This is a genomic window from Metabacillus sp. RB-C-LZQ-3-1 (genome assembly GCF_058315175.1).
Genome location: NZ_JBZFLI010000009.1, coordinates 21702 through 45687 on the forward strand (window position 1 = coordinate 21702; position 23986 = coordinate 45687).

The 23986-nt window shown below is 36.5% G+C and carries 27 protein-coding genes; 15 read left to right on the top strand and 12 right to left on the bottom strand.

The window, feature by feature from the left end; translation table 11 throughout:
- Positions 1-29: 29 nt before the first annotated feature.
- The 4 genes from AC4GZ8_RS15085 (at position 30) to AC4GZ8_RS15100 (ending at position 4033) form a co-directional block, all read left to right on the top strand.
- Positions 30-953: a metal ABC transporter solute-binding protein, Zn/Mn family gene (locus AC4GZ8_RS15085; RefSeq protein ID WP_491082723.1), complete on the top strand. Its 924-nt coding sequence runs from the start codon at positions 30-32 to the stop codon at positions 951-953.
- A 33-nt stretch (positions 954-986) separates the two neighbouring features.
- A complete protein-coding gene (locus AC4GZ8_RS15090) occupies positions 987-1736 on the top strand; it encodes a metal ABC transporter ATP-binding protein (protein WP_491082724.1) in 750 nt (249 codons plus the stop codon).
- A 97-nt stretch (positions 1737-1833) separates the two neighbouring features.
- The gene (locus AC4GZ8_RS15095; RefSeq protein WP_491082725.1) at positions 1834-3147 is read left to right on the top strand and encodes a metal ABC transporter permease; all 1314 of its coding nucleotides are present in this window, start codon (positions 1834-1836) and stop codon (positions 3145-3147) included.
- The gene (locus tag AC4GZ8_RS15100; RefSeq protein ID WP_491082726.1) at positions 3137-4033 is read left to right on the top strand and encodes a metal ABC transporter permease; all 897 of its coding nucleotides are present in this window, start codon (positions 3137-3139) and stop codon (positions 4031-4033) included. The genes AC4GZ8_RS15095 and AC4GZ8_RS15100 overlap by 11 nt, the downstream gene beginning before the upstream one ends.
- A 93-nt stretch (positions 4034-4126) precedes the next feature.
- Here AC4GZ8_RS15100 and AC4GZ8_RS15105 read toward each other — a convergent pair whose 3' ends face one another.
- From AC4GZ8_RS15105 to AC4GZ8_RS15120, 4 genes are all read right to left on the bottom strand, one after another.
- Positions 4127-4312 carry a hypothetical protein gene (locus tag AC4GZ8_RS15105; protein WP_491082727.1) on the bottom strand — a complete coding sequence of 62 codons (186 nt, stop codon included), beginning with the start codon at positions 4310-4312 and terminating at the stop codon, positions 4127-4129.
- Positions 4313-4399: 87 nt separating this feature from the next.
- Positions 4400-5440, bottom strand: coding sequence for a cytochrome d ubiquinol oxidase subunit II (locus AC4GZ8_RS15110; RefSeq protein ID WP_491082728.1), 1041 nt, complete (start codon positions 5438-5440; stop codon positions 4400-4402).
- 19 nt (positions 5441-5459) lie between these two features.
- Positions 5460-6815, bottom strand: a complete 1356-nt coding sequence (locus tag AC4GZ8_RS15115; RefSeq protein ID WP_491082729.1) for a cytochrome ubiquinol oxidase subunit I — start codon at positions 6813-6815, stop codon at positions 5460-5462.
- A 233-nt stretch (positions 6816-7048) separates the two neighbouring features.
- On the bottom strand, positions 7049-8137 hold the full coding sequence (locus AC4GZ8_RS15120) for a metal ABC transporter substrate-binding protein (protein WP_491082730.1): 1089 nt from the start codon (positions 8135-8137) through the stop codon (positions 7049-7051).
- Positions 8138-8582: 445 nt separating this feature from the next.
- Between AC4GZ8_RS15120 and AC4GZ8_RS15125 the strand changes: the two genes are divergently transcribed.
- Positions 8583-9146, top strand: coding sequence for a beta-class carbonic anhydrase (locus AC4GZ8_RS15125; RefSeq protein WP_491082731.1), 564 nt, complete (start codon positions 8583-8585; stop codon positions 9144-9146).
- Positions 9147-9211: 65 nt separating this feature from the next.
- On the opposite strand, the gene yidD is transcribed toward AC4GZ8_RS15125, so the two are convergent.
- The gene (yidD, locus tag AC4GZ8_RS15130) at positions 9212-9469 is read right to left on the bottom strand and encodes a membrane protein insertion efficiency factor YidD (RefSeq protein WP_491082732.1); all 258 of its coding nucleotides are present in this window, start codon (positions 9467-9469) and stop codon (positions 9212-9214) included.
- A 139-nt stretch (positions 9470-9608) separates the two neighbouring features.
- Between yidD and AC4GZ8_RS15135 the strand changes: the two genes are divergently transcribed.
- Positions 9609-10082, top strand: coding sequence for an S-ribosylhomocysteine lyase (locus AC4GZ8_RS15135; protein WP_026561799.1), 474 nt, complete (start codon positions 9609-9611; stop codon positions 10080-10082).
- 256 nt (positions 10083-10338) lie between these two features.
- On the opposite strand, the gene folE2 is transcribed toward AC4GZ8_RS15135, so the two are convergent.
- Complete coding sequence (gene folE2 / locus AC4GZ8_RS15140) at positions 10339-11244, bottom strand: GTP cyclohydrolase FolE2 (RefSeq protein WP_491082733.1); 906 nt, start codon at positions 11242-11244, stop codon at positions 10339-10341.
- Between the two features lie 206 nt (positions 11245-11450).
- On the opposite strand from folE2, the gene AC4GZ8_RS15145 reads away from it, so the two are divergent.
- On the top strand, positions 11451-12455 hold the full coding sequence (locus AC4GZ8_RS15145) for a permease (protein WP_491082734.1): 1005 nt from the start codon (positions 11451-11453) through the stop codon (positions 12453-12455).
- 18 nt (positions 12456-12473) lie between these two features.
- Positions 12474-13442: a TIGR03943 family putative permease subunit gene (locus AC4GZ8_RS15150; RefSeq protein ID WP_491082735.1), complete on the top strand. Its 969-nt coding sequence runs from the start codon at positions 12474-12476 to the stop codon at positions 13440-13442.
- 30 nt (positions 13443-13472) lie between these two features.
- Here the strand turns inward: AC4GZ8_RS15150 and ytzI are convergent, their stop codons facing one another.
- A complete protein-coding gene (gene ytzI / locus AC4GZ8_RS15155; protein ID WP_491082736.1) occupies positions 13473-13622 on the bottom strand; it encodes a YtzI protein in 150 nt (49 codons plus the stop codon).
- A 143-nt stretch (positions 13623-13765) separates the two neighbouring features.
- Here ytzI and AC4GZ8_RS15160 point away from each other — a divergent pair, with 143 nt between their 5' ends.
- Positions 13766-14206, top strand: coding sequence for a Dps family protein (locus AC4GZ8_RS15160; protein ID WP_491082737.1), 441 nt, complete (start codon positions 13766-13768; stop codon positions 14204-14206).
- A 74-nt stretch (positions 14207-14280) separates the two neighbouring features.
- On the opposite strand, the gene AC4GZ8_RS15165 is transcribed toward AC4GZ8_RS15160, so the two are convergent.
- Positions 14281-14493, bottom strand: a complete 213-nt coding sequence (locus AC4GZ8_RS15165) for a hypothetical protein (protein WP_491082738.1) — start codon at positions 14491-14493, stop codon at positions 14281-14283.
- Positions 14494-14690: 197 nt separating this feature from the next.
- Here AC4GZ8_RS15165 and AC4GZ8_RS15170 point away from each other — a divergent pair, with 197 nt between their 5' ends.
- Positions 14691-15023, top strand: coding sequence for a hydrolase (locus AC4GZ8_RS15170; RefSeq protein WP_491082739.1), 333 nt, complete (start codon positions 14691-14693; stop codon positions 15021-15023).
- A gap of 67 nt (positions 15024-15090) precedes the next feature.
- Positions 15091-15576: an RNA deprotection pyrophosphohydrolase gene (gene ytkD, locus AC4GZ8_RS15175; RefSeq protein WP_491082740.1), complete on the top strand. Its 486-nt coding sequence runs from the start codon at positions 15091-15093 to the stop codon at positions 15574-15576.
- 28 nt (positions 15577-15604) lie between these two features.
- On the opposite strand, the gene AC4GZ8_RS15180 is transcribed toward ytkD, so the two are convergent.
- Genes AC4GZ8_RS15180 through AC4GZ8_RS15190 form a run of 3 tightly spaced genes read right to left on the bottom strand, consistent with a single transcriptional unit; the run spans position 15605 to position 18179 of the window.
- On the bottom strand, positions 15605-16420 hold the full coding sequence (locus AC4GZ8_RS15180) for an ABC transporter permease (RefSeq protein ID WP_491082741.1): 816 nt from the start codon (positions 16418-16420) through the stop codon (positions 15605-15607).
- The gene (locus AC4GZ8_RS15185) at positions 16407-17177 is read right to left on the bottom strand and encodes an ABC transporter ATP-binding protein (protein WP_491082742.1); all 771 of its coding nucleotides are present in this window, start codon (positions 17175-17177) and stop codon (positions 16407-16409) included. Before AC4GZ8_RS15185 ends, AC4GZ8_RS15180 begins: the two co-directional genes overlap by 14 nt.
- A gap of 15 nt (positions 17178-17192) precedes the next feature.
- Positions 17193-18179 carry an ABC transporter substrate-binding protein gene (locus tag AC4GZ8_RS15190; protein ID WP_491082743.1) on the bottom strand — a complete coding sequence of 329 codons (987 nt, stop codon included), beginning with the start codon at positions 18177-18179 and terminating at the stop codon, positions 17193-17195.
- 251 nt (positions 18180-18430) lie between these two features.
- Between AC4GZ8_RS15190 and AC4GZ8_RS15195 the strand changes: the two genes are divergently transcribed.
- Entirely contained in the window at positions 18431-19222 is a 792-nt protein-coding gene (locus AC4GZ8_RS15195) for an alpha/beta hydrolase family protein (RefSeq protein WP_491082744.1), read from the top strand.
- Positions 19223-19282: 60 nt separating this feature from the next.
- Entirely contained in the window at positions 19283-19525 is a 243-nt protein-coding gene (locus tag AC4GZ8_RS15200) for a DUF2584 domain-containing protein (RefSeq protein ID WP_491082745.1), read from the top strand.
- Between the two features lie 129 nt (positions 19526-19654).
- Here AC4GZ8_RS15200 and pckA read toward each other — a convergent pair whose 3' ends face one another.
- Entirely contained in the window at positions 19655-21241 is a 1587-nt protein-coding gene (pckA, locus tag AC4GZ8_RS15205) for a phosphoenolpyruvate carboxykinase (ATP) (RefSeq protein ID WP_491082887.1), read from the bottom strand.
- Between the two features lie 818 nt (positions 21242-22059).
- Between pckA and metK the strand changes: the two genes are divergently transcribed.
- Both metK and AC4GZ8_RS15215 read left to right on the top strand, forming a co-directional pair.
- Complete coding sequence (gene metK / locus AC4GZ8_RS15210) at positions 22060-23256, top strand: methionine adenosyltransferase (RefSeq protein WP_491082746.1); 1197 nt, start codon at positions 22060-22062, stop codon at positions 23254-23256.
- A gap of 234 nt (positions 23257-23490) precedes the next feature.
- Positions 23491-23976, top strand: coding sequence for a FixH family protein (locus AC4GZ8_RS15215; protein WP_491082747.1), 486 nt, complete (start codon positions 23491-23493; stop codon positions 23974-23976).
- The last annotated feature ends 10 nt before the right edge of the window (positions 23977-23986 follow it).

The following is a 23986-nucleotide window of genomic DNA, read 5'->3' on the forward strand; positions in this document are numbered from 1 at the left end:
ATTACTATGAGTTGGAGGAGGAGAAAAGGATGAAAATATGGTTGCTTAGTATTGTTGCAGTTGTAACAGCAGTTTTTTTAGCAGCATGTGGAAGTGATGACGTAACGAACAGTTCTAACGCTAAGATCAATGTGACAACCACAACAAGTCAAGTCGCAGATATCGTAAAGAACGTAGGCGGTGACCTAGTAGAAGTGAACTCATTAATGGGGCCAGGAGTCGATCCTCATCTTTATCAAGCATCACAAGGAGATATAAAAAAATTAAATAACGCCGATCTGATCTTTTACAATGGTCTTCACTTAGAGGGGAAAATGGAAACCATTTTTGAAAAAATGTCCGAGGATAAACCAACGGTGGCAGTCACTGATTCTATTCCGGAAGAGATGTTATTAAGTGCGGATGACTCTGACGCTTATGATCCTCATGTTTGGTTCCATATTCAAGCTTGGATCTATGCTGTTGATGCAGTAGAAAAGGAGCTCTCAAAGCTGTCTCCGGAGCATAAGACCATATTTGTGGAAAATGGAGAGAAATACAAAATGGAATTACAAGAATTAGATGAATATGCAAAAGAACAAATCCAATCTATTCCTAAGGAAAGTCGAGTTCTAGTTACAGCACATGATGCCTTTAAATATTTTGGTCATAGTTACGAGATCGAAGTTATGGGGTTACAAGGGCTTAGCACAGACTCTGAATATGGACTCAAGGATGTTCAAGGGCTAGTTAATACGTTAGTTGAAAGAAATATAAAAGCAGTATTTATAGAAAGTAGTATTTCAGAAAAATCAATTAGTGCTGTTGTGGAAGGTGCAAAAAAACAAGGTCATGATGTTGTCATTGGCGGTGAACTTTTCTCGGATGCAATGGGAAAAGAAGGAACTGAGGAAGGCACCTATATTGGAATGTTTAAGCATAATGTTGACATCATTGTTTCTTCATTAAAATAGGTTGGAAACAGCAAATAAGGTTGGTGGAAAAAAGTGAACCCTGTTACAGTTGAAAATTTAACGATCGCTTATCATCAAAAGCCTGTACTGCAAGAAGTAAGCTTCGAGGTTCCAGAAGGTAATTTAATTGGAATTATCGGTCCTAATGGGGCAGGAAAATCAACATTAATTAAAGGGACTTTAGGATTAATTCCAACAGCTTCCGGCGAAGTGAGAATATTTGGTAAACCATACAAAAACCAAAGAAAGCGTGTCGGGTATGTTCCGCAGCGCGGTTCTGTTGATTGGGATTTTCCAACCAATGCTTTGGATGTTGTGCTCATGGGAAGGTATGGGCATGTTGGTTGGCTTAAACGTCCAGGAAAGAAAGATTTAGAATTTGCTAGAGAATGCTTGAAAAAAGTAGGAATGCAGGAATTTGAAAATCGACAAATTAGTCAGCTTTCCGGAGGACAGCAACAACGTGTATTTTTGGCAAGAGCTCTAGCCCAGGACGCGGATGTTTATTTTATGGATGAACCATTTGTTGGTGTAGATGCAGCAACTGAAAAAGCGATTATTGCTTTGTTAAACGAGTTAAAGTCTAGTGGGAAGACAGTACTTGTTGTTCATCACGATCTACAAACAGTTACGGAATATTTTGATTGGGTCCTTCTTTTAAATATGAGAAAAATTGCTTTTGGACCGACGAAAGAAGTCTTTACGATTGCTAATCTTCAAAAGACATATGGGGGAAAGCTTACATTTTTACAAGATCAGTCGGTTGTTATCGAAGAGAAATAGACTTTTCATAGAATCATATAGTTAGACAGCAAAATCGCATGCGGGCTATCCCATTTAAGGTGGAAGAACTTGCATTAGAAAGATAGGAGTGAAGCAGATGCTGGAAGATCTTTTATTACAACTTCAAAATCCTAATACTCAATGGGTATTAATGGGCTCGATGCTCCTTGGGATTTTAAGCGGGATCGCAGGGAGCTTTACATTATTAAGAAAACAAAGTCTGATAGGAGATGCGATTGCACATTCTGCTTTACCTGGTGTATGTATTGCTTATCTATTATACGGTTCAAAATCACTGCTTTGGTTTTTAATTGGTGCGATTATAGCAGGGCTTATCTCATCATACTTGATTCAGGTTATTATTCAACATTCAAGAATTAAAGAGGATTCAGCTCTAGGCATTATTATTTCTGTATTTTTTGGATTAGGGATTGTTCTATTAACTTATATTCAACATAATGGGGCTGGAAATCAAAGCGGTTTAGATGATTTTATTTTCGGTCAGGCAGCTTCTATGGTTGGAGCGGATGTTCGCATAATCACCACTATTGCCATTGTATTGCTGGCTTTAATAGCGGTTTTTTATAAAGAATTTAAATTAATGACCTTTGACCCCCAATTTGCGAAGGGACTTGGTCTACCTGCAAAATTTCTCAATGGTTTAATGCTACTCCTGATTGTATGCTCAGTTGTGATTGGATTACAAACAGTAGGGGTTATTTTAATGGCTGCAATGCTTATCACACCTGCCATTAGTGCGAGATATTGGACTGAAAAACTAAGTACGATGATTATCATTTCGGGGATATTTGGAGGAATTTCTGGGGTTATAGGTACATTATTAAGTACGGTGATGAAAGGTATGGCAACAGGTCCGCTTATTATTATAGCAGCTACAGCTATGTTTAGTGTGTCACTTGTCTTTGCACCGAATAGAGGCTTGCTGGCAAAAGCGGTTAAACAATTATCATTACGAAAAAGAGTAGCAGTAGAGCAGACCCTCCTTAGCTTTTATGATGTCGTAGAAGCTGGTAAGGATCATGAAGTGTCTAAAGAGGAAGTTCTTTCAAAAAGAAGATTAACCCCAAGCCTTTTACAATATGCAATAAATGCTTTAGAAAAGAGGAACTTTATAAAAGAAGAAAGCCAAGGAAAGTGGATGTTAACTGAAAAAGGTATTGAAGCTGGGTTTGAGCTTGTGTTACAACAGCGCTTATATGAAATGTATTTAATGCATGAAATGGAATTTGCTCATTTAGAGCTTAATACGCGAGATGACCTTAACATCCATTCCTTATCAAAGGATACAATGAATCAGCTATTGAAGCTATTAAAGATCCATCATCGCACTCCACGATTAATACCAAAGTCTCGTAGTGATGAGAGGGGATTGATGATGAATGATGTATGACATATGGATTATCATAACAGGATCATTAGTTGGCATTACTTGTGCAATGATCGGTTGCTTCCTAGTATTGAGAAAAATGTCCATGCTAGCAGATGCGATCTCTCATACGGTTTTATTAGGTATAGTAGGAGGTTATCTCGTAAGCCGAAGTCTTGATGGTCCTTCACTTCTGATAGGCGCAGTCATTGTTGGACTACTAACGGCCTATCTTGTCCAACTCTTAAGTGGAAAAGGGGTTCAAGGAGATGCCGCGATTGGAATTGTTTTTACATTTCTTTTTGCGGTCGGAGTGATCCTCTTATCAGTTTTTGCTGGAAATATCCATTTAGATGTTGATCATGCGCTAATGGGGGAAATCACCTTTATTCCTTGGGATACAGTAAAATGGAACGGAATGGAGTTGGGGCCAAAAGCAGTTTGGTTGTTAACATTTGTCATGCTTGTTAATTTGCTTATCATTATCCTCTTTTATAAAGAATTTAAGATCAGCTCTTTTGATCCAGAGATGGCCGTAGCCATTGGGATACCAGTTTTAGTCATTCATTATGTTCAAATGGGAATGCTCTCCATTACAACTGTTGCATCATTCGATAGTGTCGGAGCTATATTAGTTGTCGCAATGTTGATTGTCCCGGCATCTACAGCTTATTTACTAACAGATAAATTACTTCATATGCTTTTCATTAGTGCGGGCATTGGTGTTATTTCAGCAATATGTGGTTATTATGTGGCTACATTTCTAAACGTGTCCATTTCAGGAGCGATGGCATCATCAACTGGAATCATTTTTGCCATGGCGTTCTTATTTTCACCTAAGCATGGCTTTGTCATGAAAAAACGAGCACAAAGAAAATTGGCAAAAGAAGCTTCACTTTTGGTAAAGTGATAAAAAATGAGGATGCCTTTAGACTAAAAGCTTAAGGCATCCTCGGGTTGAGTAAGTACAGTTTAGATGTTTCTATGTGTAGAGGCCAAATAATTACTCCATCAAGCCAAATTCAATTGCTCGATCAGCAATTAAGTCGTTTACGTCTTGTGGAAGATCCTCTAATGAACCGAATTCATAATCCCATAAATTTGTAAAAGAATCGACAAACATAGGAAAAGATTCGGCATTAGAATTTTTAACATCATGACGAAATGACTCAATAAGGCTTTCCTTCATTATTCATATCCTCCTTATGCAAAACGATCGTTTTTATTTTTTGCCAAAATCAAATTCTTATACATTTATTTAGCTTGATTACCTTCTTTAGGATTCATTTTGTTTTAAATATCGTTTATCTTTCATAAAAAGTTTCCAAAAATAAATAAACCCTGGGAACAAGATAAGAAAACCGACAATATACGTCACAAATAAAGCTCTAAATGTATTTGGGTGTGTAAAGCCTGACTCGATGGTTACATCAGGATAAATCATGTAGGGCAAATGTGATCTTCCATATGCATAACTAGCTAGGAGGTATTGGATTGTTACAGCAATAACAGCCAATCTAGGTCTTCCTATCCGTCTTTTATGTTTACCAGATGGAATAAATAATGCCGCTCCAGCAACGATAAAAAGAAGAACAGATCCAATTAAAAAGGGTATGTAGTTTAGCATATTTGTATATAGCCAATTTGCCTCTACTCTCAGCGTTAGCATGATCAAAAATGCCATAAGCAAAGATATGGGGCCAAGAATTAGGGCATCTCTTCGATAAACACGATATGCCTCTAGTTCATCTGCAACATTTGAATAATCTGCTAATAATAAAGAAGATAAAAAAAGTGTACTGCTTATTGCAAAGCCGATAAATGCGTATATATTCGGACTTGTAAACAGAGCAGCAAAGTTAAGTTGATGAACATCGTTGACTATTTCTATGTAACCGCCATGAGTGATGGGTAAAACAAGCATTAGGAGTGCAGGAATGATAAAACCGGATATTCCGGAAACATAGGTAAGTCCTTTTTCGTAATCTTTCGCCACATGAGAAAACACTAAAAACCCGCTTCGCAGCGCCAGCAATATTAAGATAAAACTTCCAGGAATCAATAATACTGTCCCAAGAATAAAAGTGGCACCGGGAAAAAAGCTCACAAGTGCAATGACAATTGCAACAATAAATACATTTGTTACCTCCCAAGTCGGGGAAAGATAACGATTTGCAATGTTAGTTGCATTTGTTTTTTCTTTATTAATATAAATCATTGACCAAAAGCCTGCTCCAAAATCCATTGTTGCCATCACAGCATAGATAAAAACGAATCCCCAGAGTACGGTGATTGCTAGTAAGGAATCGGTAGTCATTCTGTCACCCCTTTTAGGATTAAGTAATACTTACATGATGTTCCTGCTGAGATCCATCATCAAGCTCGTGCTCAACAGGATGGCGTTTGAAATAATATTTCAGAACAGCTAAAACCGCGATTGCTAAAATCACATAAATTAGAGAGAAGAGAAGAAATAAAATACCAATCTGTGTAGAACCTGTAACAACATCTTCGGTAGCTAAAATTCGATATATGACCCACGGCTGTCTTCCGGTACAAGCAAATATCCACCCAAACTCAATGGAAAGTAGAGAGAGTGGACCTGCAATAACAAAGGCATACATAAAAATCTTTGGAAAATGCTCTCTTTTTAAAAATTTGTGCCAAATAAATCCAGCAATAGATAAAAAAATAAGAAAGCTACCGATAAGGACCATACCATTAAATAATGTGTGAACAAATAATGGCGGCCAATATTCTTCAGGAAAGTCATTTAAGCCGACTACTACTGTCTCAAAGCTGTTGCCTGCAAGAAAGCTTAGAGCCCATGGAATTTCAATAGCATATTTTATTTCTTGTGTTTCACGATCGGTGAACCCACCGATTGCTAATGGAGCATAATCCTGTGTTTCAAAAAGGCCCTCAGCTGCTGCGAGCTTTTCTGGTTGATATTCATGCAGCATCTGAGCAGATTCATGTCCATTTATAGCAGTTAGAAAAGAAAAAACTCCGCCAACAATTAAGCTAAGGATGAGGGCTTTGCGATGAAACTGGTAGACTCGCTCTTTTTTTCTATTTTTGAGCATTTTAAAAGCTGATATCGTACTGATCATAAACGCTCCGGTCATATAGGCAGAAACTGCGACATGTGCTGCAGAGATAAAAAAGCTAGGGTTAAAAAATGCAGCCCATGGATCAACATCAACGATTTCACCATTTTCTATTCGAAAACCTGCAGGAGTTCCTTCAAATGCATGTACATTTGTAATTAAAACTGCCGAAGCGCTAGCTCCTATAAGGACAAGGGTAACACTAAAAATTCGCATTTTGGGCGAGATACGATCAGCGGCATACACATATATAGACATGAATAAGGCTTCAATAAAAAAAGCATATATTTCAATCTGAAATGGTAAAGACATGACTCTCCCGATGACTTCCATAAAACCAGGCCATAATAAAGCAAGTTGAACACCTGCAATTGTTCCTGTAGGAATAGCTACTCCTAATAAAACTGCTTGACCCTTTGTCCATCGTCTTGCCATAATTGCATAATCGTGATCCTTCGTTTTCTGGAAAAGTAATTCCGCACATAAGATCATTAAGGGAAGCCCAACCCCCAGAGTAGCAAAAATTATATGAAAGCCCATAGTGGTTCCGAACAGTGAACGCGCTAAAACTAAATCATCCATTATGATCCGCCTTTCTTTTCCACTCTTGAGAGTAATCACCCATAGTGTCCACAATTTTCTAAAGAATATTCTTCTAATATTGAGCTTTACAAGGCTAGGCGCTGGCAATCTAAAATCACAACATCCTGTTACACAGACTGCACTAGCACCTCCTGTGCTTCGAGCTAGATGTTATGCATTTATCCAATATTTCAGACCAAAAAAAAGTGAGCGATCATCTCGCTCACTTCTAATTAATTAAGGGCTTTTTCTAATGTTTCAAGGTTCTTTTTCATAATACTAAAGTAATCTTCATTGTTTTTAATATCTTCATCAGATAGGGACTCTAGGTTGTTTAATGTTAGTGCTTCGGCACCAATCTCTGACTGCACGATATCTGTCACATTACTGCTTACATTCGTCTCAAAGATAATGTATTTTATTTCATGTTCTTTTGCTGTTTCAATAATTGTTTGTAATTCTTTTTGAGACGGTTCCTGAGTTGGAGAAAGACCTAAAACACTAATTTGTTCAAGACCATATCGACTTTCCCAATATCCATAAGCAGCATGAGATACTATAATTTCTTTTTTATTAGCATTATTGATGACATCTGAAAAAGATTGATCTAATTCATTTAATTTTGTTTTTAAAGCTTCAAAGTTTTTTTCAAATGTTTCTTTTCCATCAGGATGTAATTCTGTTAAGGCATTTTTAATATTTTCTGCCAGCTGAATGGATAGTACAGGGTCAATCCATACATGAGGATCCGTATCCCCATGATCATGTGCATGTCCTTCCTCTTCATGAGTAGCTTCTTCATCGGCATGCTCTGATTCGTCATGAGCATGTTCCTCTTCATGAGTAGCTTTTTCATCGGTATGCTCTGATTCGTCATGAGCATGTTCCTCTTCGTGAGTAGCTTCCTCATCAGTATGTTCAGCTTCTTCATGTCCTTCTAACAATTCTATACCTTCACCTGCATTAATGAATGTGACATTTTCATCTTTAAGAGATTCTTGTACTGTTTCAGCAAAGGAATCGAGTCCTACACCTGAATAGATAAAACCATCAGCTTCGGCGATGTTTACAATATCTTTTGTAGAGGGCTCATATGTGTGAGCATCTGCACCAGGGGGAATGACATTTTCAACATCTACTAAGTCTCCGCCAATCTTTTTGGTGAAATCCTCAAGGGGATACAATGTTGTGTATATTTTTATTGTTTCCGAATCAGTTGTCGGAGCTGACTGTGATGAAGATGTATCTCCATTACTGTTGCATCCGATTAAAATACTGGATATAAATAACATTGTGCTCAATGATAGCAGTTGTTTTTTCACTTTTGTGATCTCCTTTCAATAAATCAGTATGATTACGATTAAGCCTTCACTATTATATCTTAATCATTCCGATTTGAGAACTAATTTTTCTTATGATTTTTTGGCTATTTTTCAAACTATGTTGTTATGTAACAAGTTTTAGGAATGTTTGATTTCCACTCCAGGTTGCTCGCTTTCCGCAGAGAAGACGGTGAGCCCCCTCGTCGTCATGCCTGTGGGGTCTCACTCGTCTCGCACCTTCCTCTATATTCTACTTAATTAAGTTTTTGCTCAAAAAAATATTTATTAACAACAATATTTCAGAAAATAGTCTATAATTATGGAAAAAGTTAAATAGTAACTATTACGATTTAAACAAGTAATATAGTAACCTAAAATTAGAGATTACTCAAGAGATATGATATATTTATTTAAAAGTTTATTAGTAAAGCGGAGGAGATTGAACATGAGAATAGTAGATGAAATTTTAGCTCATAATGAAAAGTTTGTGGCAAATAAGGAGTTTGCAAAATTTGAAACAACTAAATTTCCAGAGAAAAAGCTTGTTGTTCTATCTTGCATGGATACTAGATTAGTGGAGCTTCTTCCACAGGCGATGAATGTTAAAAATGGAGATGTGAAAATTGTTAAAAGTGCAGGGGCAATCGTAGCACATCCATTTGGAAGTATTATGAGAAGTATTTTAGTTGCTGTATATGAATTAAAAGCAGATGAAATTTGTGTCATTGGTCATCATGATTGCGGGATGAGTAAGATAAATTCAGAATCATTTCTTGCTAAAGCAAAGGAAAGAGGAATTTCTGAAGAGAAAATTGATACAATTAAATATTCCGGCATTGATCTGGATCAATGGTTAAAAGGTTTCAATAGTGTAGAGGACAGTGTGCGTGATAGTGTAGAAACAATTAAAAACCATCCACTTCTAGTTAGTGGTATTCCTGTACACGGACTTGTTATTGATCCATCAACAGGAAAATTAGATGTTGTTGTAAATGGCTACGAGGATTAATTTCTTTTTAGATCAGACTGCTAGTAAATACCCGCTTTTTTTCGAAGTATAGCTATCGTTTGCAATCAATCTGAAGTGTTGGAGTTTTCTCGTGGATTTTTATTCGTATTCTTTTCAGGTACAAAATCAATGCCGCCTGGGTGAAAAGGATGACATTTTAAAATTCGTCTTATTGTTAAATAACCTCCTTTTAAAACTCCGAATCGTTGAAAAGCTTCTAATCCATAGTGTGAGCAAGTAGGGTAGAAGCGGCAAGTTGGAGGTTTTATAGGAGAAATAAATTTTTGATAGAATCGAATTCCAAGAATAAAGATATTTTTCATAATACGACCTTCTTTTCCAGTAATATTAAATAACCTCTTTTATTATTATTTACTATACTAGAGGAGGTTATCATACGCTAGTATCTTTACCTATGATACAATATAAAACGGATATTATATTTATTAGGAGTGAATGAGTATGCCTTCAGTTGAAAGCTTTGAACTAGATCATAATGCCGTAAAGGCTCCATATGTTCGCCATTGCGGTGTTCATAAAGTTGGTAGCGACGGGGAAGTTAACAAATTTGATATTCGTTTTTGTCAGCCAAATAAGCAGGCTATGAAGCCAGATACAATCCATACACTAGAACATTTATTGGCATTCAATATTCGTGAACATGCTGAGAAATATGATCACTTTGATATCATTGATATTTCGCCAATGGGTTGTCAAACTGGTTATTATTTAGTTGTGAGCGGCAAGCCGGAAGTCACTGAAATTATTGATTTGCTAGAAGATACGTTAAAAGCAGCTGTTGAAGTAACAGAGATTCCTGCTGCGAATGAAACTCAATGTGGCCAAGCAAAGCTGCATGATCTTGAAGGGGCAAAACGTTTAATGCGTTTCTGGCTCGAACAGGATAAAGAAGAATTAGCGAAGGTATTTGGATAATAGCAAAGGGGCTGTCAAAATCATGAGACAGCCCCTATTTCATCGTCTAGGAAATGATTTAATTCTTGTACTGTGGATAAGCGCGTGGTATCCGGCTTCGAAGCACAGGATGTGCAAGTGCAGTCAATGCGACAGGACGTCGCGATTTTGACTCCCTAGAGGTTAGAAGCCGTAAATGAATTGAAGAAAAAGAACTTCTTCTATTCATTTTCGTCTTTTTTGTCCGAGACTGATCGAGGCGTTTGCGCTTTTGTTCTTAATTCTTGCGATAACTCAAGTTTGCAATTGCATCATGCAAGTGAATTGATTCTTCGTTACGACATTCAACTGAAAAAGCTTGAACAAATTCTAGTTCATATAGGTCAGCAGCTACTAGTCTCACCATATCCTCTACAAATCGAGGGTTTTCATAGGCAGTTTCAGTTACCACTTTTTCATCTGTACGTTTTAGTACAGGGTGAATCATCGCGCTGGCATTTGTTTCAGCTGCTTCTAATAGTGCTTTTTTCCAGTCAATTTCTTCCCGATAGTCATCAGTAAATTCAACATTCATTGTGACATAGCCGCGTTGATTATGAGCGGAATATTCACTAATTTCCTTAGAACATGGACAAAGAGTTGTTACAGCACATTTTAATGAGGCAGAACTTGTAAATCCTATTCCATTCTCATAAGAAACGGAAATTGTAGCTTCTGCATGATTGAGACCGACTAACTCAGAGCTAGGACCTTTTCTTTCATAGAACCATGGAAATGATATTTCAATACTAGCATCCTGCTGTTTAAGTCGTTCAGCAAGCTCTTTTGTAAAGTCATATAGATTTGCTAGTGTAAGGTGAAATCCTCCGTTTTGGCGATATTTCTCTAATTGCTCTGTAAAACGACTCATATTTGTTCCTTTTGAGTCGTGTGCAATTTTACTTGTCATTTTAAAACTAGCAATCGTTGTTTGTTGTTTTGGAAGTAAATCAGAATGTATGATAATAGGGTGTTTCACATTACTAATTCCAACTGCATCTATAGTAAAAAGAAAATCTTTTTTTGTATTTTGTAGATCCGGCATTTTATCTTTTTCAGTTGGCTTCAGCTTAACTCCTGGTTCAACGGAGCCAAAAAGTCTATGACGTTCTTTTTTTGGTGGTAAGTTAATCTTTCTTGTCATTTTGATCCCCTCTCACTTACTCGATATTGAGAGTATACTGTAAGTCGATAGAAAACTTCAACGATTAAATCTTCTTGTGTACTCTAAAAGCTTGTAAACAAACTGAAAATGCAGGAAAAGGAAAAAGGATTTCAAATTATAGGTCATAATCTTTTTTGAAAACTAGTATGATATAGAAAAAAGAATAATAGGTTAGGAGTTCGTATATGAATAGATCTGTACTACCATTATTAAGAGAATCCCTTGCATTAGCTTTAATAGGATTGTTCTTTTATTTGTTTTTATTCGTTGATTTCCAAGATATTGAATGGAATATTCCGTCTGAACTATTGACTGTTAATACAATGTTTTTAAGTATTTTACTAGAAGCCATTCCGTTTATTTTATTAGGTGTTTTTGTTTCTGCGCTTATTCAAACATTTGTTTCGGAGGAATTTATTAAACGAGCGTTACCAAAGAATGCTATTTTAGCTCTTTTACCTGCTGCCCTACTTGGAGCGATCTTTCCGATTTGTGAGTGTGCCATTGTCCCAATTGTAAGAAGGCTGATGAAAAAAGGAATGCCTTTGCATCTTGGAGTGGTATTTTTAGTAGGGGCTCCAATCTTAAATCCTGTAGTGTTTGCTTCAACTTATTATGCTTTTTCTTCACAACTTCATATTGCCTATGCAAGAATGGGGCTGGCATTTGTTCTGTCTATTATCATTGGGTTTATTATGTATCTTCTTTTTAAAAATGGAAATCAGCTCAAATTTACAAAGGAAGAATTAACTGGTACTGTTCAATTAAAAAGTGAAGAAAAGGTGGGGAAATTAAAATCTACTTTGTTTCATGCAAGTGATGAATTTTTTGAAATGGGAAAGTTTTTAATTATTGGGGCATTTATTGCAAGTTTGTTTCAAACCTTTCTTGATCGAACACTTTTAACAGAGCTTGGCAGCAGTGAATTTCTTTCCCCAGCAATTATGATGGGATTTGGATATATTCTATCATTATGTTCTGAGGCTGATGCTTTTGTTGCAGCTACTTTCGGAGGTACTTTTACAGCTGGTTCATTAATTGCATTTTTAGTTTACGGACCAATGATTGATTTAAAAAATACGATTATGCTATTTGCATTTTTTAAAGCAAAGTTTGTTGCTGCATTCATTGGTATCGTCACTATCGTTGTTTATCTTTCGATCATTATATATCAAGCAATTTTTCTTTAAGAGGGGAGGATTTCCGGTATGGATAACCAACAAAATCATTATCGATTTCAAGTATATCTTCGTGGCATCATACTAATTGGCTTTACCTTGCTGATGATTAAACTACTCGTTACGGGAAATATGGTCAATTTTATTGCGCCAAAAATGATGCCGTTTATGTATTTTGCGATTGTTGTATTTTTAATGTTAGGTGTCATTCAAATATGGAGAAGCGGGTCAAAGAAGCAAGCAGAGCTTTATTGTGATTGTGGAGTAGATCATGCCGCTCCGTCTTCCCCAGTTCGCTCCTTTTTTGTTTATCTATTGTTCATCATTCCGATTGTAACAGGCTTTCTGTTCCCTGAGGTTGTATTGGATAGTTCTGTAGCAGCTAAACGAGGCTTTAAAACTTTTGCAACAGCAGATACACAAACAGCAAATCAAGAAACTGGAACTGATAAAGCTGAAGCATACCTTGAGGATCCTGAAGCTTACATGAGAGAACTAGATGAGAGGATAGGAGATAAGGTTTTAGCGTCTTCGGAAAACATTCCAGATATCCCCCTTGAACATCCAGAGGGGTTTGAAGTTCAAGAGCGTCCTGAGGATATTTATGCTCAGCTAGAAAAAGAAATGCTTGAAATGGATACCATTCAATTTACTGAAGAAAACTATATTGCTATGACAACCATTTTAGATCAAAATCCTGAAAAATTTATTGGGAAAAAAGTTGAGATCTTGGGGTTTGTTTTCCGAGAACATGACTTTGAAGAAGATCAATTTGTTATCGCGAGGTTTGGTTTGTCCTGTTGTGTAGCGGATGCATCTGTGTTTGGAACATTAGCAACTTACCCTGATGCGAACCAAATTGGTGATGATAAGTGGGTAAAACTGGAGGGAACATTAACAACTACAACCTATCAAGATTGGACGTTACCTTCAATTGATGTATCTAGTATTGAAGAAGTTGAACAACCAGATACTCCTTATGTATATGAGAGCTATTAAAAAACACGCACAAGCGTGTTTTTTCTAATTTTAGTCATCTTGTTCTTTATTTGGTTGCTCTTCAGGTTTTTTGATAGGATCGATTGTATGTTTGTATTGATAGGCTTTGCTAGTTGTTATAACGCTTAATAAAAGTACGACAATTACAATGATAATGCAAATAATAAAAACAACTTTCACTATATTTCCTCCTGTACCGAGCAGCTATTTTTCCTTAATCTTATCATGAAAAATTGGTTCTGAGGTAAAGAATGTTTAACGTAATGGTTTTGGAGCAAACTATTTGGGGTAAACAAATAGTAGATAAAAAAGGAGGAATAATCATGTCAGAAAAATTAATCGCAACAGTAAACAAACAAATAGCAAACTGGACGGTGTTGTATGTAAAATTACATAACTATCATTGGTTTGTAAAAGGAGAAAATTTCTTTACTTTACATGAAAAGTTTGAGGAGTTTTACAATGAAGCAGCTGTTCATATTGATGAGTTAGCTGAACGTTTATTAGCTCTTGATGGTGCACCGGTAGCAACTATGAAAGAATGCTTAGAGCTTTCATCTGTGAATGAAGCGGAAGGAAGTGAAACAGCACAGCAAATGGTTCAAAGCCTTTATGAAGATTTCAGTAAGTTGGCAGAAGAGCTAAAAGAAGGAATGGATCTAGCAGCAGAAGTTGGCGATGAAACAACAGGTGATATGCTTCTCGCAATTCACCAGAGTTTAGAAAAGCATAATTGGATGTTAAAATCATTCTTAGGTAAATAAGATGTAAGGGACTGCCTTTTTTATTAATTGGACAGTCCCTTCTTTTCATTGATAAGACTTCGCAAAATAGTTCTTTAAAATTCCTTTTCTCCTATTTCCTTAGACATTTTATCTGTTATAAACGGAATAATGATGGATTTGAGTTCGTGTTCTGGAAGATCTTTCATCCAACTGAGAATTTCTTGTTTATTTGTATGACGAATAATAGATTGTATATATGCCGAAACATCTTCCTCGTCAGCTCGAAATTGACTATGATCATGATTAAAAAAGATTTGATGATTCACTTTTGACATCCTCCATTCGTAGCGTACCAGTATTTATCGTTAGCTTTTAACGAATGTTATATACTTAGTTTTAGTGTCTAGCGCAAGCGCCTAGCCCGACAAGCATAAGGCGCTTGCGCATTTCTTATAGACATTGAGAATAATGCAAATGATAAGGGCAAAAGCTAATGGAAGGAAAAAATGAAGGAGTGGGCATCATGGAGAATACAAAGAAGACATATTATATTACAGTAGGGAATGGACAAATCTCACAATTAAGCACCGTTTCTGCTTGGGATTTTAAAATTGAAGCAACAGACGAAGAGATAATTCAGCTTCGTGAGTATTTTGATCAGGTCTATTCTGCTGATTTTCAAGGGTTCCTTCGTGCACATACACCATATGTACAATATCATTATGATCGAGAAAATGATGCAATTGACGATATAAATAAAAAAATCTATCGAATGATATATGAATTAGGTGATGAGGAAGCAAAAGAGCTTATTCGTTCACAGCAACTGATGTCTAAAATTGATGAACAGGAATAAACTCTTACACAGAATTTTAACATTGTGATAAGATTTGAATAGATAAGGAAAAATAGAGGGATAAATTATGTACCGATTTATTGATTATTATCACAATGAAGTATTACTGTCGTTTGATGATCATCCGTTCTCAAAAGAACCAAAACATGTATGGGTTGTTTGTCGACACAAACAGAAATGGCTATTAACAAAGCATTCTGATCGCGGGTTTGAGTTTCCTGGCGGCAAGGTTGAAGCAAATGAAACAGCCCTGGAAGCAGCAATTAGAGAGGTGAAAGAGGAAACGGGGGGAATCATTCACGACATTGAATATATAGGTCAATATAAAGTAAAAGGTAAAGAGAAGGTGATTGTAAAAAATATTTATTTTGCTAGAATCAATCGACTTGAAAAGCAAGATGGATATTTTGAAACATATGGACCTGTATTATTAGATAAACTCCCTGAGGATATCCAGACAAATAAACAGTTCAGCTTTATTATGAAAGACGATGTTTTACAGAAAAGCTTAGAAGAAGTAAAGAAAAGAATAAAAATAAGAGGCGACATGTGACAGATCCCACTAGATGGGAAAGTCTCATTCAGCCTCTTTTTTCTGATTTCACAAGCTTTTTTTCTAATAGTTCCACACCTTGATACATGATTGTTGCAAAGACAGCGATAATTAATAAGCTCAAGAGAACAAGGGTGAAGTTAAACACTTGGAACCCATAAATAATCATATACCCTAACCCTTTTGCTGAAACGAGAAATTCTCCGACAATTACTCCTACCCATGATAAACCGACATTTACCTTTAAGGTAGACACAATCGTTGGAAACGAGGCAGGTAATACCGTTTCTCTAAAAATTTGCCTTTTACTTGCACCAAATGTCTGTAAAACCTTGATATAATTTGAGTCTACTTCTTTAAAAGAAGTGTATACAACAATGGTTGTAATAATCACTGATATAATGGTTCCCATGGCGATAATGGATACAAAACCTGGACCTAAGCCAACAATTAAAATAGGTCCTAATGCTACTTTAGGCATCGCATTTAGGATAACAAGATAAGGATCTAAAACCTTTGATAATCTTGGTGACCACCAAAGCAAAGCAGCGAGGATGACGCCAAGTAATGTACCTAAGATAAACCCTAGAACTGTCTCGAATAATGTAACACCAATATGTGGGAGAAGTGTTCCATCATTTATTTTCGTTATAAAAAGGTTCCAGACTTTAGAAGGAGAGCTGAATAAAAGCGGATCAACCCATTCCCTTCGTCCTGCAAGCTCCCAGAGACTGAAAAAACTGATAAAAATTAATAGTTGATAAAATCGTACCCACTTTTTCTCCCGTGCTAAATTACGTTTATAACTTTGATGAAGGAGGTCAATGTTTTCATTCTGTTTCATGCTGATCTAACTCCTTCCATATTTGTTGGAATAATGTAGAAAACGAAGGATGCTGTCTTGCATGAAACGGTGGCAGTTCTCGTAGTTCTTTTGGAACTAAATACGTTCTGTTTATTTTTCCAGGTCTAGCAGAAAAAACAAAAATTCTGTCACTCATTGCTATGGCTTCTCCGATATCATGTGTCACCAGAAGAGCTGTTTTATTAAAATCCTTTAAAGTCTTGACGACTAAATCCTCAAGCTTTAATTTCGTTTGATAGTCAAGTGCTGAAAAAGGTTCATCAAGTAGAAGAATCTTAGGATTTGTCGCTAACGTTCGAACTAAAGCAGCTCGCTGTCTCATACCGCCGGAAAGTTGGTGAGGAAACTGCTTTTCTACCTGATCAAGACCCATATTTTTTAACATTTCTAATGTTGCTTTCGTATTCTCATATGTTTTTTGTCCGGTAATTTTTAGACCTAACGTAACATTCTCTTCGATGGTTTTCCACGGAAATAAATAATCCTGCTGAAGCATGTATCCTATAACAGAATCGGGCTTTGTAATAAGTGAATTAGCAAGTTTCACTTTACCTTCGATAGGTTTTATAAGGCCCGCGATAATCGAAAGCAATGTTGTTTTACCACACCCACTTGGCCCAAGGAAGGAGACAAATTCCCCTTCCTCCACAGCCAGTTGAATACCTTCAAGTGCTACAGTTGCACGGTCTTCTGTTAAATAGATATGACGAACATCTTCTACGAGTAAAAATGACATAAAGGATTCTCCTTCCTAATTAGCAACTTCTTCTGCATAAGAGGTGTTAACAAGTGTTTCATAATTAACACGCATTGGAAGTTCTCCTGCTTCGTCCATAATGTTTTGTAAGTTATTCCATTCCTCTTCCCCTAAAATTGGATCTGTTGCAAAAGATCCTTGTTCCTTATATCGCTCAACAACTGTTTCAATAATTTCAAGCTCTGTATCTTCAAATTGTGGAGCAATGGATGCTGCGATTTCCTCTACACTCTTTTCTTCAACCCATTGCTGGGCTTTGTATATGGCAGCTGTAAATTTTTTAACGGTTTCTTCATTTTTTTCCAAGAAGCTTTGTTTGCTCATAAAAGTTGTATATGGTACATTGCCAGATTCAGTTCCAAAGGAAGCGACGATATGTCCAGTACCTTCTTTTTCAAAAATACTTGCAGTTGGCTCAAATAATTGCACAAAATCACCAGTTCCAGAGGCAAAGGCGCTAGGAATATTAGCAAAATCTACATTTTGAATTAATTCGAGGTCTGAATGAGGATCAATTCCATGTTGTTTTAATACAAACTCTCCTACCATTTGAGGCATTCCGCCTTTTCGTTGACCTAAAAAGGTGCTTCCTTTTAACTGCTCCCAAGCAAATGAATCAATTTTCTCTCGGCTAACAAGAAATGTCCCATCTGTTTGTGTAAGCTGAGCAAAGTTAATGATTGGATCATTTGAGCCTTGTGCATGAACATAGATAGACGTTTCAGATCCCACTAAGGCAATATCAGCTCCATCGGACAAGAGAGCTGTCATTGTTTTATCTCCGCCCCAAGTAGTTGTTAATTTCACATCAAGACCCTCCTCTTCAAAAAAACCTTCTGCCATCGCGACATATAAAGGAGCATAGAAAATGGAGTGAGTTACTTCAGCAAGTCGAATGGTTTCGGTTTTGTTTTGACTGCAGGCAGTAAACGTAAAGAGGAAAAGGAATGCAACACATAGCAAAGCTAACCATCTTTTCATTTTGCTTTAACCTCCTTGATGCATAGCATCATTGAATTTTGTAAGATAAAATACGAAACATATATTATTCGTTATAATATGACGCTCAATTACTAACGGATATAGAATAATTTATGACAATTCCTAAAAATGTGTGAATGCCTAGGAAAAATGATTCACGCTGAATTGGGAAAACTTAAAACGGACAACTTTCCTTAAGTAAGTAAGCAGAATGAAAATTTGATGAGATAACAGAGAAAGAGTGAAGACAAATGAATGGTAAAGTGATAAATAAGGTAAAATATCCGTCACCTAACCCCCACATTAATTTATGGATCGTGACATATTGGTCAAATGGATTAAAGGTTAAAGGGCTACTTGCAGAGCCGAAGAAAGAGGGTACATATGATGGATTATTATATTTACGAGGTGGAATAAAAAATGTTGGTATGGTAAGGGCAGGAAGAATTGTTCAATTTGCTTCAGAGGGGTTTGTAGTTATGGCACCTTTTTACCGTGGGAACCAAGGTGGAGAAGGAAATGAAGATTTCGCAGGGGAAGATCGCTATGATGCAATTTCTGCTATAGAAATCTTGAAAAATCATTCTTCAGTACGACAAGGGCGAATCCATGCATTTGGTTTTTCAAGGGGAGGAGTCATGGCTTTATTAGCAGGAATCGTAGAGGAAAAATTATGTTCAGTTGTTACATGGGGTGGGGTAACGGATATGAGCTTAACCTATGTTGAACGGGAAGATTTACGAAGAATGATGAAAAGAGTCATCGGCGGGACACCATCAAAGTTTCCTAAAAGGTATAAGTGGAGAACACCTTTATATGAGCTTGAAAGGATCCATGCACCAGTGTTAATCATTCATGGGGTAAATGATAAAAATGTATCTGTTGAACATGCTTACAGACTGGAGAAACGACTTAAAGAATTAGGAAAACAAGTAGAGTGCTGGTATTTTAAGGAGTTTACTCACTACTTTCCACCAAACATTAATCGTGATACTCTTCAAAAACTTTGCTTTTGGATGAAAAAACAGTCGTTTCAAGTTTAACGATAAAAGCAATGATGGTATGATAGAAGTGTCCAATCAGTAAGAAGAGGAGGAATTCAAATGGGAATGCCAGTTGAATTTAATACAATGATTGTAACAAAAGGTAAAGAAGTTCGTATAGATGAAAATACATTTGAGCTAATAAAAGATGGATACCGTATTTATCCAATAGATATTCCGATAGAGGTAAGAAAATCCAAAAGTGGAGAAGTTACAGGACAAGCTATTGTTCAAAAACTAGAATTAACAAACACAAGTACGATTATCACCTATCGTTTAATAAACTTAAATTCAACAAATTAACGCAACATAAAAAGGGACCCGTATAAGGTCTCTTTTTATCCCAGACAGATTACCCCTTAGAGCATTGAAAAAGGGCCTCTCTGAAATGAGACAACCCTCCTAAAGCCCTGAGTGGAAATAAAATTAATGTTAATTAATTGGTCCCCCAAGTTTTTCGATATGTGGTGATAGATGTTTAAACTTTTTAAAATTATCTTTAAACTTTGTCGCCAATTCATTGGCTTTTACGTAATATTGTTCTTGAGAATTCCATGTTTTATGAGGTTGTAGCACATCATCGGGAACACCAGGGACATGAATAGGAATATTTAGTCCGAATACCTCATCCTTTACAGTTTCGATATGATCAAGGTCTCCTTCGACAGCCGCCTGTACCATTGAGCGAGTATACTGCAGTTTCATTCGTTTTCCTTCACCATATGCTCCACCGGTCCAACCAGTATTTACGAGAAAAACTTGAACATCGTGTTCATCAATTTTTTGACCTAGCATATTTGCATAGCGTGTTGCTTCAAGTGGAAGAAATGGGGAACCAAAACAAGTTGAAAACGTGGCTTCAGGTGCTGTTACACCTCTTTCTGTTCCGGCTAATTTACTTGTATATCCACTTAAAAAATGATACATTGCCTGTTCTCTCGATAGTTTACTTATTGGAGGAAGGACTCCAAACGCATCTGCTGTTAAAAAGACAATTGTTTGCGGATGACCAGCGATACTAGGAACAATAGCCTTATCAATAGCAGATAGGGAGTAGGCTGCTCTTGTATTTTCAGTATAAAAAGGGTTACTATAATCTGCTTCTCTAGTTAATTCATCAATGACAACATTTTCAAGAACAGATCCATATCGAATAGCATTATAAATCTGAGGTTCCTTTTCTATTGTTAAGTTGATGCATTTTGCATAGCACCCACCTTCAATATTAAATACTCCAGACGTTGACCATCCGTGTTCGTCATCACCAATAAGACGTCGGTTTGGATCAGCAGACAATGTGGTTTTTCCAGTTCCAGATAAACCGAAAAACAATGCTACATCCCCTTCAAAACCAACATTTGCTGAACAATGCATTGGAAGAATGTTTTTTTCAGGTAATAAAAGGTTCATAACAGAAAAAACGGATTTTTTCATCTCTCCAGCATATTCCGTTCCGCCAATTAAAATAGTTCTCTTTTCAAAAGAAATGATAATAAAGGTTTCAGATTTTGTTCCATCCATCTTAGGATCTGCTTTAAAATGCGGAGCTGATAAAATTGTAAAAGGTTTTTCATATGTTAGGGTTTCTTCTCCATCATTAGGGATGAAAAGCTGGCTAGCAAATAGATTATGCCATGCAAATTCATTTATCACTTTTAATGGAAGTTGATAGCGCTTATCCGCTCCAGCGAAACCCTCAAAAATAAAAATCTCATCTCGTTCTTTTAAGTAAGAAATCATTTTACTATGGAGTTGATCAAATACCTCTGAGGAAATAGGCTGGTTTATAGAACCCCAATTAATAATGTTTTTAGTAGAGGATTCTTCTACAATAAATTTGTCTTGAGGGGACCTTCCAGTATATGCTCCAGTTGTCGCTCTAATAGCTCCTGTTGAAGTAAGAACACCTTCTTTTTTTTCAAGTACTTTTTCAACTAGCTGTGAAACCGATAAGTTATGCTTTGCATTTTTCCCATTAACAAGCTGATTAAGCTCAGCTGTTATGTCTGTCATATTCATCCCCATACCCATACCTTCTTTCTGAATAGTATTCCTTGTGATTAATAGTATAACACATTTATATTATTAGAACATACTATTTGTGAAGGCTTTTCAAAAAAAATGTACAAACTAAAATTAATCTCATATTTGAGAACATGAAGGGAAATATTAATAATAAGATTTAACTGAAAGCTAAATAAAATTCATATGGAATCACTGTCGATTTTTGTTGACACCAATAAGTTAGTGCGCTATGATATGTCCTTGAACGGATTCTCTTATCCCGAGCTGGTGGAGGGACAGGCCCTATGAAACCCAGCAACCTGCTATCAAAGGAAAGCGGCGAATGCGCACTAATTATATAGTCAATAGTATTAGCAGTTTTTTTGCCTGACCTAACAAAAGCACGTTATGAAACAAAACTCGTTTTGTTTCATGTTGTGTTTTTGTTAGGTCAAGAATGATGCTATGCATCATTCTAAGCAAGCGAAAGCTTGCTTAGGCAAAAAAGCCCCAATCTGTGGAACTATGTTAAAGAGACGCACTCCCGGCGACATTTTCCGACGCAAAGGTGCTAACCTGAAGCAAGGCGAAAGCCCTTGATCGATAAGAGCGAAAGGCGATGAACGATAACAAACCTTTCCTCATTTAGGGAAAGGTTTTTTTGATAACAGAAATAAGTATTTTCTTCATTAGAGTTTTACCAGGACAAGCATGTGGTAAAGGTACATAATACTTCTGTTCACAAATATGCCAACGTGATTTTCTAAAGGTCATACTTTGGGAAGAGTTCCGGATCAACTGAATGAACAAATATGAGGAGGAAACTTTTAACTATGTCTAAAAAACATCTATTTACTTCTGAGTCTGTAACAGAAGGCCATCCAGATAAGATTTGTGACCAAATTTCAGATTCAATTCTTGATGCAATTATCTCCAAGGATCCTAATGCACGTGTAGCGTGTGAAACATCTGTTACAACTGGATTAGTGTTAGTAGCGGGAGAAATTACAACAAGTACGTATGTTGATATTCCTAAAATTGTTCGTGAAACAATTAAAGATATCGGATACACTCGCGCAAAGTATGGCTTTGATGCAGAAACATGTGCGGTTTTAACTTCTATTGACGAGCAATCAGCAGATATTGCAATGGGCGTTGACCAAGCACTTGAAGCACGTGAAGGCCAAATGTCTGACGAAGAAATTGAAGCTATTGGTGCAGGAGACCAAGGATTAATGTTTGGTTTTGCATGTAATGAGACAAAGGAATTAATGCCGCTGCCAATTTCTTTAGCACATAAACTATCTCGCCGTTTAACAGAGGTACGTAAAGAAGAAATTCTTCCTTACCTACGTCCAGACGGTAAAACTCAAGTAACAGTTGAATATGATGAAAATAATAAACCAGTTCGTATTGATACAATTGTTATTTCTACTCAACATCATCCTGAGATTACGTTAGAACAAATTCAACGTAATGTAAAAGAATATGTAATTAACCCTGTTGTTCCTAAAGAATTAATTGATGAAAATACAAAATATTTTATTAATCCAACTGGCCGTTTCGTTATTGGAGGGCCACAAGGTGATGCAGGTTTAACTGGACGTAAAATCATCGTTGATACATACGGTGGATATGCACGTCACGGTGGCGGAGCATTCTCTGGTAAAGATGCAACAAAAGTTGACCGTTCTGCAGCATATGCCGCTCGTTATGTAGCAAAAAATATTGTAGCAGCAGGACTAGCTGAAAAGTGTGAAGTTCAATTAGCTTATGCAATTGGTGTAGCACAACCTGTTTCAATCTCAATTGATACGTTTGGAACAGGAAAGGTTTCTGAGGATGTATTAGTAGAGGTTGTTCGCAACAACTTTGATCTGCGTCCAGCTGGAATCATTAAAATGCTTGATTTAAGACGTCCGATTTATAAGCAAACTGCTGCATACGGACATTTTGGTCGCAATGACTTAGATCTACCATGGGAAAGAACAGATAAAGCAGAAGCGCTTAGCAAAGCTGCACTTCAGTAAAAATATAAAAAGAATGGCCTTTTTCTGGTCATTCTTTTTTTGTACCATGCTGGAAGCATAAGATTTTATGGATGATAAAAAAAGAAAATCTGTATGGGATTTGGAATATTTTTCTTCAATCATGTATATTAATAAGGTCCGGTTTGTTCATAGAAATGCAATTGTTTTATTCATTTTATTGCTGAAGTCAGTGGTATAGTTAATGTATTAAAGGTAAAATGCAGGAGGATGCAAATGAAAGCTTTTCTTATAGGAATGTCTTTGGTTATAGGAATCTCTATGAGTGGTTGTCAAAATCAGTCCAATGCTCATGAGTCAGACCATCAGATGCAGCATGATGATGCTGATGATGAGGTGATAGCTCCAGAAGTTCAAATTAAGGCAAACGAACATGTTGATAAAGGTCAGGAAGAAACGATTTTAGCAATGGTTACATACGGAAAAGAATTTGTCGATAATGCTGAAGTTGTGTTTGAAATCAACCATGATGAAGTATCAGAAAAAATCACAGCTAATTTGATAGAAGAAGGAAAATATGCGATTGATTATACATTTGAGTCAGATGGTCATTATCAGGTCACTGCTCACACTAATGCTGAAGGTTATCATATTATGCCTTCAATTGAAATTCAAGTAGGTGATAGTGTTGAACCATCACAGCATGATGAGGAAAGTGAAACAATTCATCATCATCATGAAGAAGCTGCAAATGAAGAGTAGACAACAATGA